Origin of the sequence: Rhizobium lusitanum (assembly GCF_014189535.1) — a bacterium.
GTDB lineage: Bacteria > Pseudomonadota > Alphaproteobacteria > Rhizobiales > Rhizobiaceae > Rhizobium > Rhizobium lusitanum_C.
Genome location: NZ_CP050308.1, coordinates 1801214 through 1819357, shown reverse-complemented (window position 1 = coordinate 1819357; position 18144 = coordinate 1801214). Strand labels below are relative to the sequence as shown.

Here is an 18144-nt window from a genome sequence, read left to right as displayed (position 1 = left end):
GCGGCGATCGGACAAGGTGCCTGTTACGGTGCTGAAGAGGCTGAATAGCCCTTATCTGCATCTCGATGCGATCAAGGTGAAGACACGGGATTTTAGGCTGTTGCCAACGGAGTGGTCGCGGGTTCTGATCCGTTCAAGGTGACAATTTTAATTAATAAACGCACGTGTTGCATAATCTACACGCGCCTCCAAAAACGAGCATGCAGATCACCTATAGCAGTGCTACTTTTCGCTGTATTTTCCTTGAAAGGTGGTATTGAACCCATCACGCCCATGATCGGCCACACCGCGTAAGGTGTTTTTTCATGAATTTTGATGATCTGCCGAATGGGCAAGGGCCACCTTGCGCAAGCATACGGCTTTGACTTTGGGAAGTTTTTCATGACGACCGCCAATGAGATGTTTGCAGTCAAGACTCTGGCATCCGCAGTTTTTTTCTCCTCAATGTTGTTAGCGTCGCTTGCAATGGCTGAAGATCAGCCGGTACCGCCAGAGGGTGGTGCCACGAGTGCAGGCACCCAGCAAAACTCCACTGCTGTGCCCGCCGGACAACCACAGCCGGCACCGCAGGCCCGTGTGCAAAAATTCGACGACTGGTACTATCGTTGCATCGACGGCAAGGCGGCTGACGGTGCGGCGACAACACATTGCGAAGTGGCCCAGATCGCGACGGTGAAGCAGGGTGACCAGGACGTCAATGTCCTGACGCTCGCCATCGCCAAGGCCGATGCACCGGCCGCGCCGGACAAGAAGGCAGGGAAGCAGCCGGCGAGCGAACTGGTTCTCACAGCGCTCGTGCCGCTCAACATGTATCTGCCAGCGGGCTTGAGTATCGACGCGGCTGATAAGCCGGTCGTTCAGCTTGCCTATCGCAACTGCAACCAGGCCGGCTGCTGGTCCCAGCAGAAGCTGGATGCCAAGATGATCGCCGCACTCTCGAAGGCTGCGGATGGTACCGGTCATGTGCAGATGATGAATGGCCAGAAGGTCAACATCAAGTTCTCCCTGAAGGGTCTGTCGGCGGCATTGGATGCGCTGCAGAAGTCTGCCTCCAACTGACGCGAAGGCAGACAGGCTTATGACGTCAGCCCGGCGCCCAGCCGCCCCTCGCCACAATGTCGTTTTGACCGCCAGCGCACTGTTGGCGGCAATTTTTGCGATATCGCCTGCAGCGGCCCAGACGCCGAATGACGATTTCGCGCGCCGGCAGGCGCAGGAAGCTGAGCAGCAGCGTCTGGAGACCCTGGGCCGGATGACACCGAAGCCGGCTCAGGCGGAAGCTCAGCAACCGGCAACAGCCGGCGGCCAGAAGACTGGTCCGTGCTTCGCCATCACCCATGTCGAGGTCGCGGGGGTGAAGCAGTTCCCAGCCACCGCCATCAACAAGGTCACCGCACCTTATGCGAACCGCTGCGTTGGGGTCGGCGAGATCAACGGCCTGCTGCGCGACCTGACACATCTCTATCTCGATAAGGGGTTCGTGACGTCGCGTGTCTACGTGCCGGCCCAGGATATTGCCGGAACGAAGACCCTGAAGCTGGTGGCGGTCGAGGGCACGTTGTCCGACATCTACATCAACGGCAAGCCGGCTCCCGGCTCCGGTGTGCTGGCGACTGCCTTTCCCGGCATGAAGGGCCACATCACCAATCTGCGTGATATCGAGCAGGGTCTGGATCAGATCAATCGTCTCTCGTCCAACAACGCCAAGACGGCGATGCTGCCGGGAAAGACGGACGGAACCTCGATCCTCAATATCGAGAACACGCCGGATCACCCCTGGCATCTCTCCTTCGGCAACAGCAATCTCGGCCAGGAACAGACGGGATATTCCAAGTCCTCGGCCACGGTCGGCTATGACAACCTGTTCGGCATCAACGATCAATGGAACTTTTCCTACGAGCATAGCGGCCCGGACTACCCATGGCGGAACGACGGCGTCGGCAAGAGCAACAGCTATTCCGGCAATGTCAGCGTGCCCTACGGCTACTGGACATTGTCGCTGAATGGCTCCTGGTATGGCTATGACAGCTCGGTTCCGGGCAATTTCGGAACGCTGGACACATCAGGCAATTCCAAGCAGCTGGGAATTGGTGCCGATCGCGTGCTCTTCCGCGACAAGGATTCGATTACCACCCTCAACACCGGCCTGACCTACAAGGAAACCAACAACTTTCTGCTTGGCAGCAAAATCGAGGTCGGCAGTCGCAAGTATACGGCCGGCGATCTCGGCATTTCCCATTCCCGCCGCATGCTGGGAGGTCTTTGGGTCTTCGACCTCTCCTACAGCCAGGGGCTCAATCTCTTTGACGCCGTCGCACCTGGCGATGCCGGGGCAGGCGACGCTGATCCTCGCTTCTCCAAGTTCAGCGGCACGATCACCGTGACGCGGCCGTTCGAGCTTGCCGAACAGCGCTTCGAGATCAATTCGATCGTCACCGGCCAGTATTCGCCCGACAATCTGTTCGGGGCCGAGCAGATCTCGCTTGGCGGCTATTCCTCGGTTCGTGGCACGCGCGAGACCATGCTTTACGGCAATAACGGCTTCTTCGTCCGCAACGACCTGGTCTGGCGCACCCAGCCTTTCGCCGACAACGCAGAGCTTGCGAAGATCCTCGGCGAATTCCGGCCCTATGTCGGCCTCGACTACGGGCGGATCGCACGCCAAGCGCGCTATCGCATCGATGGCGGTGACATGTTTGGCTGGACGGCTGGCGCCAAGCTCGCCGGCGGCCATGTCAATTTCGATATCGGCTATTCGGACATATTCAGCGGCACGGTCGACCGGCATGACGCCGGGCTTCTGTTCGTCAGTACATCCATAAAATGGTGATTGGGTTATTAGGGAATAGGATAATCATGCAAAGCATCTTCAAACGAATCTCAATGGGGTTTCGCCTCTGTGCAATACTGGTTCCAGCATTCGCGGTGGCCTCCTGCGTCACAACCGACCCCCGGTTAATAGCCGCGCTGCAGCAGACCTCGGTGCGGGAGATCCGTATCGAGACGACGCCGGATCTGACCGCATTCCCGGAGAGGGATCAGAAGCTCGCGTCGCAACAGCTTGCGGATGCTACTCGCGTTCTTAAAGCTACTATGACGAAGGATCTGGTCGGCCTGCCGGGCGGACCCGTTCCGGGCCGCTTGGTCGTCACTCTGCATGTCTTCGATGTCACGACCAAGAAGGCTCGCGTTATTGGTGGCCACGATAGCAGCATCGACGGAACGGTAAGGCTGGAAAATGCCCGGACCGGCGAGTTGATCGCTGAGGCCCAGAACATCCACGGTGAAGATCTTTCCATGCGAGGCAGCGGGTACGGCGTCATTGTCGCCGTCGCTGTTAACGCCATGCAAACCTCCGGATCACCCGACGTGATGGCGCAGCGACTGTCAGACTCGTTCACAAGCAAGGTCAAGCAGTGGTTGCTGACAAAGAAATAGCGTCGAGAGCGGTAACAGCATCGGCTTTGGCCATAGTGAGCATCGCAAACGACATTGCAGTGAAGGCGTGCAACGAGCCGGAAGATAATGCTCGATCGATCGGCGATCGCAACTGGAGGCGTCGACGCGTCTGCCGTTAGCCGACGTGCTGCACGATCACGGCGCCGCAAGACTTGAAGTGCTTGCGGCGAACTATCCGTAATACGTGTTTTAGTCCGAATTGCGTATAGTCATTGGTGTAAAATTCACATGGGCTTTACCAAACCAACGCGAACATCCCCGAGTTTTCTCTCTGTATCCGTGTAGAGATTGACGTTGGCCGACAAGTCGATCAAGAAAAATCAACAATATTATGTGCCGCATGACGCGGCCTGGGCGAGGTGAGATGTAGGCTACATAGTCGGGCGAGAGCCGCGGACGTAGCCCGACCTCAGAAGGGCGAGAGCGTATCGTGGGCAAATATACGGGGCAGTCGTCTGGCAGATCGTTCAAAAAGCGGATCGCCTTGCAGTCGCCGGCAGGCAAACTTGTTCATCGGCTAGCGCGCCTTGCTCACAAGGTGCTTGCCCTGACGCTGAGCAGCCTCTTGATATTGCAGCCGGTAATTGCCAACGCCCAGTCCGTCTCCGCAAGCACCACCGCACCTGTCGCCAATCAGCCGGGCGTTGGTGCGGCACCGAACGGTGTGCCGCTGATCGATATCGTCACGCCGAATGCGTCGGGTCTGTCTCACAACAAATATGATAATTTTAATGTCGGCACGCAGGGCCTGATCCTCAACAACTTCAAAGGCGAAGTTGGCACGTCGAACCTCGGCGGCGCCACGCCCGGTAACCCGAATCTCAACAGCTCCAGCCCCGCTTCTGTCATCCTCAACGAAGTCACCAGCGGCAATCGCTCGGCACTCAACGGTCCGACCGAAGTGTTCGGCGGCAGAGCCGATGTCATCATAGCGAACCCCAACGGAATCTCGTGTGCAGGCTGCGGCTTCATCAATACGCCGCATGCGACGCTGACGACCGGCATTCCCAATATCGGTGCCGATGGCAGCCTGACCGGGTTCACAGTCAACGGTGGCGATGTCACGTTCGAAGGGACAGGGGGAACTTCGCAGCCGCTCCCGGTGCTGTGGACCTGTTCGACGTCGTTGCCCGCAACATACATGTCAATGCGCCGATCTACGGCAAGACCATTCGTCTGACGGGTGGCGCCAGCAAATATGACTATGCCACCGGCGAGGCGACCGCGTTGACCGCCACGTCCGGCACACCGGAATACGCCATCGACGGCTCGGCTCTCGGCGCGATGCAGGCCGACCGCATCAAGATCGTCGTCACCGAGAAGGGTGCCGGCGTCAAGATGAGCGGCGATATGGCCGCCAATGCCGGTGAACTGTCACTATCGGCAGACGGCAAGATCTCGATCGGCAATGCCTCGGGCAGCCAGGGTGTGACCATCACCTCGAAGCAAAAGGTCACGGCGGCCAAGGTCACGTCGAAGAGACAAGTCGCCGTCCAAGCCGATCAGGGTATCACCCTGCAGTCGGTCGCGGCCGACAGCGATATCGTGCTTGCAAGCGGCACCGGCCTCTTGAGCGTCTCTGGTGACGTCAACAGCGGCACGATGGTGCAGATGAACTCCGGCGGCGGCATTGCCGCCGGCAGTGTCACAGCAGGCAGCGGTGCGGCGACGCTTTCGGCGACCTCCGGCAACATCGCGATTGCGGGTGCTGCCAATAGCGTTGGTGATCTCAATCTGACCGCAACGGCCGGCGCGATCGCCGCAGGCTCACTGCTGAGCAACCAGAATATCGCGCTGAGCGCCGGCCTCGACATCACTGTTGCCGGCAACGCGCTGGCGCAAGGCAATGTCAGCGCTACCGGCCGATCGATCTCCACCGGCATGGTCGTCTCAGGCATCAATATTGCCGCCACCAGCGCCGATCCCAATGGCAATGTCGTGCTGGGCACGGCGGGCAATCTGAGCCTGACGGCCACCGGCGGCAATATCGCCACCGGCAATCTGCTGTCAGCGGGAAGCCTCAGCACGAGTGCGACCGGCAATATGGTGGCCGGGAGCATCCAGTCGGCCCGTGACCTCACAGTGACCGCAACCTCGTTGACGGCCAGCAACATCACGTCGCATGGGGCGATCACCATCAGCGCATCGACCAACGCGAGCGGCCAGGTGCTCGGTGCTGGCAATATCCTGATCTCTGGGGCTGCCATTCAGGCAAGCGCCATCGCCTCCGGCGTCGACTTCGCCGCCACCAATGCGGCGGGCGGCACCCTCGCTGTCGGTCCGGTCGGCACGCTCGATTTGACCGCCACGACCGGCAATATCATAGTCGGCACGCTGCTGTCGGCCGGTGATCTGAATGCTCGGGCCGCCCTGCTGCAGGCAAACACTCTGACAGGTCACGGCAATGTCGGCATCGCTGGCGGCGTTGGTGTCGCCAACCAATTGCTTAGTGCCGGCAACATCACCATCGCTGGTAACGCCAATGGTGTGAATGCCGCTCTTCTGGCTTCCGGGGTCGACTTTGCAGCGACCAAGTCGGCTGGCGGCAATATCGTGCTGACGCAGAGCGGCGATCTCACTGTCAATGATGGCGTCGGTGGCATACGAGCCGGAACCGTGCTTGCGGCCGGTGCGATCAATGCCGTCGGCCAGACCATCACCGCCGATACCATCACCGGTCATAAGAACATCACGCTTTCCGGCGCCACTGCCGTTACAGGCCAGATCCTCGGTGCGGGTAATGTCAGCGTTTCCGGCCCGACTATCGCGGCCGACGCCATCGTCTCGGGTGTCAACATCGCCGCCACCGATGCGGCGGGCGGCCGCATTACCCTTGGCCCGACGACAACGGCAACCGGCAATCTGACGCTTTCGGCCTCAGGCTTGCTCAGCGCCGGTACGCTGTTGTCGGCAGGCAATCTAGATGCCAGGGGTGCGACCGTCACTGCCGGCAATGTCTCATCGCATGGTGATCTGACGCTTAAGGGCACGTCGAGCACGACGACCGCAAGCGGTCGCGTGGATGTCAGTGGCCAGATCCTTGGCGCCGGCAATGTACTGATCACCGGCCAGAGCCTGTCGGCCAAGACGGTCGTCGCCGGCCTCGATTTCGATGCGACGAATGGGGCAGGGGGCAATATCGTTCTTGGTCAGTTCGGTGACCTGACCATCGCGGTCAATGGCGCCCTCGCTGCGCCGACCATCCAGGCAGCCGGTGCCATCGACGTAAAGGCCGGGAATATCTCTGCCGGCGCCATTTCCGGCCACAAGAATATTGCATTGTCCGGGACCACCGCAGTTGACGGTGAGATTCTCGGTGCAAATGACGTCAGCATCTCCGGCTCGAGCATAAAGGCCGGCGCCGTCGTGTCCGGCGTCGATTTTGCAAGAACAGCCGCAGCCAACGGCAACATTGTCCTGACGACAAGCGGCAATCTTTCGTTGATCTCGGCGGGCAGCCTGACGGCCGGTACGTTGCTGTCGGCCGGCAGCCTCAACGCCGATGGCGCAACCACCGTTAGCGGTCAGATCCTCGGCGCCGGCAATGTGCTGATCACCGGTCAAAGCCTGTCTGCCCAGACGGTCGTCGCTGGCATCAACTTCGATGCCAGCAATACGGCCAGTGGCAATATCGTTCTCGGCCAGGCCGGTGATTTGACCGTGTCGGTGAATGGCGCCGTTACGGCGCCGACCATGGAGGCGGCCGGCGTCATTGATATCAGCGGAGCTTCCGTCACTGCCGATGCGATCACCGGCCATAAGGACCTCACTCTTTCCAGCACGGCTGCCCCAGGCGTGGATGTTACTCGTCAAGTGCTTGCCGGCGGTAACGTCGGCATCTCCGGCGCGAGCATCAAGGCCGGCACGATCGTTTCCGGCGTCGATTTCGTCGGCACCGCCGCCGCTAATGGCAGCATCTTCCAGACGACAAGCGGCGATATTTTGTTGACGTCATCGGGCAAGATCGATGCTGGCACGTTGTTGTCGGCAGGCGATCTCAGTGCCGATGGCTCGACCATCAGCGCCGAAAGCGTCACGGCGCATGGCGATGTCACGCTTGATGGTGCAACCGCTATAAGCGGCCAAATCCTTGGGGCCGGGAATGTGCTCATCACGGGCCAGAGCCTGTCCGCCAGGACCATTGTCTCAGGCGCAGACTTCGATGCCACCAACGCGGCCAATGGCAATATCGTCCTTGGCCAGACCGGCAACTTGACGGTGTCAGTCAATGGCGCCGTTGCGGCGTCGACCATCGAGGCAGCCGGCGCCATCGATACACGCGGCGCATCCATCACTGCCGACGCGATCACCAGCCACAAGGACATCACCCTTTCCGGTATGACCGGCACGACGACCGGAGGCGGTCGCGTGGATATCACCAGCCAGGTCCTTGGCGGCAGCGACGTCAGCATCTCCGGCTCCAGCATCAAGGCCGGTGCAATTGTCTCCGGCGTCGATTTTGCGAGGACGGCGACTGCGGGCGGCAATATCGTTTTGACGACGAGCGGCGATCTCTCGCTGACCTCGACGGGTAGCCTGACGGCGAGCACGCTTCTGTCGGCTGATCAACTCAACGCCAATGGCGCAATCATCACCGCCGGCAATGTTACAGCCCATGGCGCTGTAACGCTCGATGGCGCGACCAGTGTTAGCGGCCAGATTCTCGCCGCCGGCAATGTGCTGATCACCGGCCAGAGCCTTTCGGCGCAGACCCTCGTCGCCGGCATCGATTTTGACGCTACCAATACCTCGGATGGCAATATCGTTCTTGGCCAGGCCGGCGACTTGACGGTGTCCGTCAATGGTGCCGCAGCAGTGTCGACCATACAGGCAGCTGGTGCCATCGATGCAAGCGGAGCAACGCTTGTTGCTGATGCGATCACTGGCCACAAGGACATAACTCTTTCCGGTGCCACGGCCATTAATCGTCAGATCCTGGGTGGAAGGGATGTCAGTGTCTCCGGCTCGAGCATCAAGGCCGGCACTGTCGTTTCTGGTGTCGATTTCGCTGCAACCGCAGCCGCCAATGGAAACATCGTCCAGTCGACAAGCGGGAACCTGACGCTTGCTTCGGCCGGTTCAGTGGACGCCGGCACGCTGCTGTCGGCAGGCACGCTTTCAGCCAGGGGTACGACCGTGACCGCCGATGTTGTCACGGCGCATGGCGATGTCACGCTTGATGGTGCAACCACTGTAAGCGGCCAGATTCTCGGCGCCGGCAATGTGCTGATCACCGGTCAAAGCCTGTCTGCCCAGACGGTCGTCGCTGGCATCGACTTCGATGCCACCAATGCCTCGGGCGGCAATATCGTTCTCGGCCAGGCCGGGGATCTCAGCGTGTCGGTGAATGGCGCCATTGCGGCGCCGACCCTGCAGGCGGCCGGCATCATCGATGTCAGCGGCGCATCCGTCGCCGCCGACGCGATCACCGGCCACAAGGGCATTACCCTTTCCGGCACGGCCGCTACTGGAGTGGATGTTACTCGTCAAGTGCTTGGTGGTGGTAACGTCAGCATCTCCGGACCAAGCATCAAGGCCGGCACCATCGTCTCCGGCGTCGATTTCGCTGCAACCGCGGTGGCCAATGGCAACATCGTACTCGCCAGCAGCGGCGATCTGAACCTTGCGTCAACAGGCAATATTAGCACCGCGACGCTGCTGTCGGCTGGCGATCTCAAGGCTGCCGGCTCGACCGTGGTCGCCGACGCTGTCACGGCGCACGGCGCGGTCACGCTCGATGGCGCGACCACCGTGAGCGGTCAAATTCTCGGCGCCGGCAATGTGTTGATTACCGGTCAGAGCCTGTCCGCCCAGACAATCGTCGCCGGCATCGACTTCGATGCAACCGATGCGGCCAGTGGCAATATCGTTCTCGGCCAGGCTGGTGATTTGACGGTCTCGGTCAGCGGCGGTGCCGCGGCTTCAAGCCTGCAGGCAGCCGGCGCCATCGATGTCAGCGGCACGTCCATCACCGCCGACGCGATCACAGGCCATAAGGACATCACTCTTTCCAGCACGGCTGCCGGCGGCGTAGATGTGAGCGGCCAGATTCTCGGCGGTAACGATGTTGCCATTTCGGGCCGGAGCATAATGGCCGGCACCATCGTCTCCGGTGTCGATTTTGCCAGAACAGCGGCCGCCAATGGCAACATCGTCCAGACGGTAAGCGGTGACGTTTCGCTGATTTCCACGGGCGATATCACGGTCGGCACGCTTCTGTCGGCTGGCGATCTCACCGCCGAGGGCGCCAATCTCAAGGCGGGCAGCTTGACCGCCCATGGCGACACCGCCCTGAAGGCTAGTGGCACTGGCGTAAACGGTCGCGTTGATATCAGCGGCCAGGTGCTGTCGGCTGGTGACCTCACAATCAACGCAAACAGCCTCAACGCCGGCCTTCTCGTTTCCGGCGTCGATTTTGCGGCGACCGGGGCCAGCGGCGGCAATATCAAGCTTGCCAACTCCGGCGCCACGGACCTCACCGTCTCCGGTAACATCGCTGCCGGCACGATCCTGTCGGCGGGCGATGTCATGGCGAAGGCGGCCAATCTCACCGCCGATAGCATCACCAGTCACGGTAAAGTCGGCATTACCGGCAACGTCGATGTGACGAACCAGATTCTGGCCGCCAGCAACATTACCATCAACGGCGGTAGCATCACCGCGCCCATTCTGATCTCCGGCATCGACTTTGCCGCAACCAACGCTGCTGGCGGCAATATCGTGCTGGGTTCGTCCGGCAGCACTGCCCTGACGGCCTCCGGCAATATCGCCGCTGGAACGATCCTGTCTGCTGGTGATGTTGCGATCCATGCGGCTAGTCTGAAGGCTGACAGCCTTACTGGACATGGCAATGTCGGCATTGCCGGCAACGTGGATGTGAGCAACCAGATCCTTTCCGCGAGAAATCTGACGATCACCGGCAGTAGCATCAGTGCGCCCGTCCTGATCTCGGGCATCGACTTTGCCGCCACCAATGCCGCCGGTGGCAGCATCGTGCTGGGGCAGACCGGCGACATGACGCTTGCAGCGTCCGCGAAACTATCCGCGCAGACCATGCTGGCGGCCGGCAGCATCGATGCCAACGCCACGGATATCTCCGTCGCGTCTGTCACTGGCCACAAAGATATCACCCTTGCCGGCAGCAGCAGCGTCAATGTCACGGGCCAGCTCCTCGGCGCCAACGACGTCTTGCTCTCCGGCCAGACCGTCCAGGTGGGTCAAGCCATTACCGGTGTCGACTTCGCGGCCACCGCGCGATCATCAAATGGCGCCATCGCTCTCGGAGCAAGCGGTGACCTGACCATCAATGCAGGAAGCGCCACGGCCGGTACGCTGATCGCCGCCGGTAATCTCAATGCAGCGGCGAGTGGGTTCACTGCGAGCAACATCACAAGCCACGGCGCAGTCTCGATCGGGTCGTCCACCAACCCTGGCGCGGTCAAGATCAACGGCCAGCTCCTCGGTGCAAGCGGTGTCTCGATCACCGGCTCTGCTATCAGCGGCAATGTCATCGCGGCCGGGGTCGATTTTGCGGCGACGAACCAATCGGGGGCAGGTAATGTCATCCTTGGCCAGACTGGCAACCTCTCGCTCAGCGCCACGGCGGGAGATATCGCGTTCAACAGCCTACTCGCTGCGGGGACTATCACCGCCAACGCAGCAAACAATGTCAGTGCCAATGCGGTCGCCCATGGCGATCTGGCCATCAGCGCCGGCAACGCCATTACGCTCAAGGGCCAATCGCTCGGTACCGGCAACGTCAACCTCAACGCCCGGTCGATCAATATCGATACGCTGGTATCCGGCGTAGATTTCGCCGCCACCAAGGCATCATCGGCCGGCAGCCTGATGCTGCGGCGTGCGGGCACGATGACTTTGTCGGCCTCGAACGGCAGTATCAACGCCAACTCGCTGCTGTCAGGCGGCAATCTTGCCGCCAGTGCCACGCAAAACATCGGCTATTCCAGCCTGCAGAGCCTCGGCAACGCCACGCTCACGGCGCCTGGCAGCATCGCCTATACCAGCACCACCCGTGTCGGCGGCAATCTGACGCTCAACACCGGTGCGCTGGATCTGTCCGGCACCAGGGGCAGCAAGATCGCCGGCGGCGGCTCATTGATCGTCAACGCATCATCGGCCAATCTGTCGGGCAGCAATCTCGTCTTCGGTGGCCTGGCGCTTAATCTTTCCGGCAGCGCCGATCTCTCCAACGCGCAGGTCAGCACCGTGACCAATGCCGGCGGCTCAGGCGACATCGCCATCTCGGCTGCTGGTGGTCTCACGACCAACGCCAATACCGAGCTGCTCGCGGCGCATGATCTGACGCTGACCCTGCCGTCGCTCGGCAATACCGGGCAATTGGCAGCCGCCAATAACGTTACCTTCAACATCGCCGGCGATTTCAACAACACTCCGAGCGGTCTCGTCTTTGCTGGGAACAACGCCAATCTCTTCGTCGACGGCACGCTCAACAACAATCAGGGTGCGATCCTGTCCGGCAACGGGCTCACCATTGCAGGGCCTGGTGGCGGTCAGCGCAATGGCGCCGTCGTCAATACCGCGGGCCTCATTCAGTCCGGCGGCGGTATGTCGATCCTGACCAACGCGCTGGTCAACACCACGACTTCGGCGCCGGCGATCCAGCGCAATGTGCAGATCTCCAATGCGATCCTCTCGCCCTATGATGTGATAACCGAGACAACCCGATGCGTTACGCGATGCAATGGCTCGGGCGATCATGACGGACCGACTTACGAGACGGTCCAGACTATCGATCATCTGGTCAGCCAGCTTATTGCCGAGGACCAATTGACGGCGGGTGCTGGTGCTGACGCCAAGATCCGTGCCGGCGGCAACCTGACGATCAACGCGACCAATCTCGACAATTCCTACAGCTCGATCAAATCCGACCACGACATGACGCTCACGGTCGGGGGAACGCTGACCAACGAGGGCGCAACGCTGAACCGCACGGTCACGACGACCTGCGACAGCTCGACGCCCTGCCAATATTACCCTGATGTCGCCTCCCCCGGCAGCACGGGCGGGCTGGATTGCAGCGGCCCCAACCGGGGTTGCATCGACCGCACTGTTCCTACGGTCAATTATTCGGATAACCCGAACGGCACACGTGACCCATCGAAGGATCTGGCGGCCGGCACCTCGGTGAGTGTCCAAGCCATTGGCGCCCTGTCGGGGGTCATCCAGGCGCGAGGCGCACTCAATATCTCCGCTGGCGCGGTCAACAACGTCGCTTCCAACGGTTCGATCGCAGGGCAAGTGGCGATTGACGCTGCAGCGACTGCGAACAACCCACTTGGCGCCTTGAACAGCATGACGGCCGGAGGTGCCCTGTTCAATGTCAACGCCGCTATTGCAGGTGTGGCAGCCAACGGCAGCGTAACCGCTGGCAGCGGCCCGTCGCTGGCAAACGGCGGCCCGACGATCGGCAGCGGCCCGGCCATCAATGGCAATAGCCTGACGGCTGGTGGCGCTACGTCGATCGGTGGCAATGTTCTGACTGCGGCCGGCGGTGCTTCGGTCAATGGTAGCAACCTGACGGCTGGCGGTGCCTCGATCAGTGGCGGTAGCCTGACGGCAGCCGGCGGTGCCTCGGTCAGCGGCAACGGCGTGACGGCAGCCGGCGGTCCTGCGATCACCGGCAACAGCCTGACGGCGGGTGGCGCTTCGATCAACCCCAACAGCCTGATGGGGAAGCTCACCGCTGCTATCGGCAACAGCGGCAATCTCACCCAGATCCTGCAGGTGAATGGCGCGCAGCTTGCTACACTCGCCAAGCCGCAATCCGGAGGTGTCGGCGGCACGGTTCCGGGCCAGGTCTTCCTGTTCGAGACGCGGGCGGCCTTCCTCGATGTCTCCAAATTCTATGGTTCGGGATATTTCATCGACCGGATTGGTTATACGCCTGAGACCAAGGTTCCCTTCCTGGGGGACGCCTATTTCGACAACCAGCTCGTCGACGAGCAGATGCGGCAGTTGGTCGGCGACGGCCTTGGCGCTGGCTCCTTCGTGCCCGGCAACAACGCCACCGATCAGATGAAGACGCTGCTCGACAATGGCGTCGCTTATGCCGAGGCGAATGGACTTGCCCTCGGGCAAGCGCTCAGCCCGCAACAGGCCGCGTCGTTGACCCAGTCCATGGTGATCTACCAGACCGAGGTCGTCGATGGCGCACCGGTACTCGTCCCGGTCGTCTATCTCTCGGCTGCCGACCGGGCAAAGACCACGTCCGCTGCCACCATCGCCGGCAATACCGTAAGCATCGATGCCGGCTCCGTCGACAATTCCGGCGCGATCGCCGCGGCCGACGGCATGACCATCAACGCCACCGACATCAAGGCCAATGGTGGCGCCTTCCTTGCCGGCGGCAATATGAACCTGAATGCCTCCAACGGCATCACGCTCGCCGCGCAGACCATGAATATCGGCGGTCAGACGATTGTTGCCGCCAATGGCGGCATAAATGCCGGTGGTACCCTGAAGGTGGATGCGGGCGCCGGCAGCCTCACACTTGCCGGCACCAAGGTGACGAGCGGCGGCTCCGCACAGCTCTCCGGCCAGACCGTGACGGTCGGGTCTGTGAAACAGGACAATGGCGGCGTCCAGACGCTGGTCGGCACGACGGTGACGACGGGCGGCAATCTCAACATTTCAGGTACGAACGGCGTCACCGTCATCGCTAGCTCCGCCAAGGCCGGCGGCGATCTCTCCGTCCTCTCCACGAACGGCGCGGTCAACATCATCTCCGCCGGTGTGGAGAACACCGTCCTCAGCAAGGATCGGCTGAGCCTTGCCGAAGGAGGCACCACCACCACGACCAGCAGCCAGACACAGCAGGGATCGTCGCTGATTTCTGGCGGCACCATGCTCGTATCTGGCGACCAGGGCGTGTTGATCGGCGGCTCATCGCTCGGCGCCGGCGGCAATCTCGGCATCGTCTCGCAGAACGGCAATATCGCGATCACGGCCTCCCAGGACGAAACGAGTTCGAGCTCGAAGACCAAGTCTGGCTCGGCCAACGACTACAAGAGCGGAAGTTCGTCCTCGACCTCGGTCACCAGCAATGGTTCGTCGATCACCTCCGGAAATGGCAGCGTCACGGTTCAGGCCGACAAGGGCGATATCAGCGTCATCGGCTCGGATATCGATGCCAAGGGCGGGTCCACCAATCTGATCGCCAAGGGCGATGTCACCATCGGCGAGGCAACCGACACTGCCTCGTCGTCCAGTAAATCTGGCTCGAAGAAGGCGAGCGAGGCGACGACGACGGCAGAGGGCTCGTCGGTTTCCGGCCAGACCGGGGTGAATATCGCCTCAACCGGCGGCAACGTTACGATCTCGGCCTCCGACGTCACAGCCGGCGATGCGACCCATACGGCGAACGCCAATATCCAGGCGGCCGGCAACGTCGTCATCGCCTCTGGCAAGGACACGGACGAGACCACCTCCGACAGCAAGAAGAGCGGCTTCCTGTCCTCTTCGAAGACCCACACGCACAGCTACGACGAGAATACCGTCGGCTCGTCCATCTCCGCATCCGGCAATGTCTCGGTCAGCGCAGGCAATGAAGCCGTCGTCTCCGGCTCCAGTATCACAGCCGGCCACGATCTCTCCCTCTCTGGCTCGACGGTTACCGTCATGGGGGCTCAGGAGGAGCACGAGAGCGATAAGCAGACCAAGAAGTCCGGGATCGGCGTCGGGTCCGGCGGTGGATTTATCTCCATCTATGGCAGCCATGACAAGACGATTAGTGAGAGTTCGACCGACAATGTCGGCTCGCAACTCACCGCCGCCAATGGCAACGTCAATCTGACGGCGACGGCGGGTGATCTCAACGTCATCGGCTCGTCGATCACGGCAAATATGGGCGATGTGACCGGTATCGCCTCCGGCAACATCAACATCCTACCGGGCCACGAGAGCACCGACAGCTCGAAGGACGACAAGCGCTCCGGCTTCGGCCTTCAGGTATCGGCCAGCAGTTCTGGAGCCTCGATCGGCATCGGTGCCGGCCGCTTCACCAACAAGACGACCCAGAGCGCCGACACCAATGCGGCCTCGACGATTACTGCCGGCAACGACATTACGCTTAAGGCGGGCGATACGTTCAACGATCAGGCCGGCCAGATTTCCGCCGGCGGCAATGTCACCATCTTCGGCCAGAACGGCGTCAACTTCCTCTCCGGCAACGATGTCAGCAACTTCGACCAGGTGGCCAGCAGCTTCTTTGCCGGCGTCAGCCTCGGCGTATCCTCAGGCATCCTCAGCGCCGGACAAAGTGTGCAGAACCTGGCATCGAAGATCGGCAATGTCACGGACGGCTATTCGGCAGCCAACGCCGCCTTCGCCGGGATGAAGGCCTATGATGCACTGTCGAGCCTTTCCGACGGCCTGAATGCCGGCAATCTTGCTTCGATTTCGCTGACCGCCGGCTTCACCTATTCGAAGACAGAGACATCTCTCACCACCTCGACGCCGGTCGTACCGACGATCAGCGCCAGCTCGGTCGATATTTCGACCAACGGCGACTTCGTCAGCCGTGGCCTGCAGATCTCAGCCGTGGCGGATCCCGACCATGCCGACGATCCCGACAATGGCAGCGTGTCGATCTCGGCCAATAATATCGATATGGGCGGCGCGTGGGCTTCGAGCCAGGCTTCCAGCAGCAGCAAGTCGGCAGGGGCCAGCATCGGCGTCTCCGTCGGCGTCGGTGTTGGCAGCGTGACCGGCATCACGCCGACCGGCAGCGTTTCGGCCGGGCAGTCGAAGTCGAGCTCCAGCTCGACGACACCTGTGGTGTCGGTGGTTAGTGCCTCGAACGGCATTACCTTCACGTCGAAGGGCAACACGACGCTCGACAACACGATTTTCTCGGCAGGCACGATCATCGGCACCGTCGGTGGCGATCTTTCCATCGTCTCGACGCCTGGCACCGGCAGCCAGTCCAATAGCTCATCTTCACTCGGCTTCTCCTTCACCGGCCCGACGGTCGGCAAGACGGATGGACAACCGCTGCTGACGACGGACAACGCCAATGCGGCGCTTGGTGGCCTGACGCTCGGCAGTGTGCAGCCGGGCTTCGGAAAGGGCAGCGGCTCGACCAGCTGGATCGATCGGCCATCCGGGCTCTATTCAACCGGCGACCAGACGATCACCGTCGGCGGCAACACCAACCTGGCCGCCTCCGGCCTGATCTCCACCGATGGTCAGGTCAATCTCGACACCGGCACGCTGACCTGGTCCGATTTCATCGGCACGCAGAAATACCAGGGCTATGAGGTCAATGCCGATATCGATCTCTATTCCGGCACTGACGCCAATGGCAAGAATAAGAACAATTCCAGTGCCAGCGGCAAGTACCAGCTCGACGATGTCGAGCAGTCGGTCAAGGCGACGATCTCGAGCGGTGGCGCGGCCGGCAATGTCACCGTCGGCAATCCCGATCAGCAGGCCTCGCTCGAGCAGAGTGGCGCCACCCGGCCAGTGGGTGAGATCAATTCCGATCCGGCACTGCAGAGTGTCATCACCAAGGACAAGCATATCGATCTCGAGCCGTATGTCTCGGTGCAGAGTGTCACCGCCGCACTTGATGCGGGAAAGACGATCGCTCAGGTGCTTGGCGATGTTATCGACAAGCTGGCTGCGGCCGGCAAGATTTCGCCGCAGGATGCAGAGGCGGCCAAGAAACTCGAACAATACGCCGCTGATTCGAACGTCCAAAAGCAGAAGTCAGAATGCGCAAGCAAACCCAGCGGGACCGTTTGCAGTATTACGACGACTGAGACCGTCTATGGTTTTGATGAGGCGGGCAACGCCGGTACTATCACAATAACCTCGGATGCTGCGAAGGCCATCGTGGGGGCCGGCAACACGATAGCGCTCGGCGCCATTGCGGGCTTGATTGGCTATTTCTACGATACGAATTCAGGCCCGCAGGATTTCCGGAAGACGGTGTCGATCGGTGATGGCGCTACTGCCACGCTAAGTGGCAATCCGGATAGCAGCCGGGTCATGCTGGACGTCAGGTATCCGGACGGCACTTTGACGACTATCACGCTCGGAAAGACCACAACGGCCCAAGGCCAATTGGTCATCGAATCCGGATTTGACGCCAATGGGAATGATATTTCGCCGAGCGCATTGGCCGGCTTCGCCGGCCAATTGAATGCTGCAGGCTTGAGTGGTGTTCAGATCGTCTACAACAACGCGTCTGGCGGAAGCAGCGCCTCAGGTGGTGGGGCCGGTGCTGCGTCCACTTCTATGGACCCGTGTGAAATTGATCCGGAGTTGTGTTCCGGGTATGACTCTTCTGCCACGCGACCAGGGAGCAGATATCCGAACGTGCAGACGACGGTGACTGCGAAAGACTTTCAGTCCAATCTGATGTCGAACGGCTACAAGGTGGTCAACTCAGGAACAAATGCCAACGGTTCGTTCACCGTTTTGAAGAATGGGTCCTCCACCTATACTATTTACATAAGGACGAGTACCGGTGAGATAGGTGCCCATTACATCGGCCCGAACGGTCAGGCTGTCAAATTCTTGCTCAAATAATTGAGCGGCGGTTGAGATCAAAGCTTTGCATAATATTAACTATTTGGGGTTGGGATGACTCTATATACACCTATATCGGTATTAACAAATGTCAAAAGCAGTAGAAGTGAT

Annotated in this window: 4 protein-coding genes and 1 pseudogene; all 5 read left to right on the top strand. The window is 60.8% G+C overall.

The window, feature by feature from the left end; all coding sequences use genetic code 11:
• The first annotated feature begins 381 nt into the window (after positions 1-381).
• The 5 genes and pseudogenes from HB780_RS22510 to HB780_RS33160 all read left to right on the top strand — a co-directional run bounded on the left by HB780_RS22510 (position 382) and on the right by HB780_RS33160 (position 18033).
• On the top strand, positions 382-1059 hold the full coding sequence (locus HB780_RS22510; protein ID WP_183696772.1) for an invasion associated locus B family protein: 678 nt from the start codon (positions 382-384) through the stop codon (positions 1057-1059).
• 19 nt (positions 1060-1078) lie between these two features.
• Complete coding sequence (locus HB780_RS22505; protein ID WP_183696769.1) at positions 1079-2830, top strand: ShlB/FhaC/HecB family hemolysin secretion/activation protein; 1752 nt, start codon at positions 1079-1081, stop codon at positions 2828-2830.
• 26 nt (positions 2831-2856) lie between these two features.
• Positions 2857-3438 carry a hypothetical protein gene (locus HB780_RS22500; protein WP_286203167.1) on the top strand — a complete coding sequence of 194 codons (582 nt, stop codon included), beginning with the start codon at positions 2857-2859 and terminating at the stop codon, positions 3436-3438.
• A gap of 499 nt (positions 3439-3937) precedes the next feature.
• Positions 3938-5526 (top strand): annotated as a pseudogene (locus HB780_RS33535) (filamentous hemagglutinin N-terminal domain-containing protein); the annotation flags it as partial.
• The gene (locus HB780_RS33160; RefSeq protein ID WP_435693924.1) at positions 5503-18033 is read left to right on the top strand and encodes a hemagglutinin repeat-containing protein; all 12531 of its coding nucleotides are present in this window, start codon (positions 5503-5505) and stop codon (positions 18031-18033) included. The pseudogene HB780_RS33535 and the gene HB780_RS33160, both read left to right, overlap by 24 nt.
• Positions 18034-18144 lie beyond the last annotated feature (111 nt).

Excerpts from the sequence above, each read along its gene's own strand:
- HB780_RS22510 (WP_183696772.1), top strand. The coding sequence starts at position 382 with ATGACGACCGCCAATGAGATGTTTGCAGTCAAGACTCTGGCATCCGCA.
- HB780_RS22505 (WP_183696769.1), top strand. The coding sequence starts at position 1,079 with ATGACGTCAGCCCGGCGCCCAGCCGCCCCTCGCCACAATGTCGTTTTG.
- HB780_RS22500 (WP_286203167.1), top strand. The coding sequence starts at position 2,857 with ATGCAAAGCATCTTCAAACGAATCTCAATGGGGTTTCGCCTCTGTGCA.
- HB780_RS33160 (WP_435693924.1), top strand. The coding sequence starts at position 5,503 with ATGGTGGCCGGGAGCATCCAGTCGGCCCGTGACCTCACAGTGACCGCA.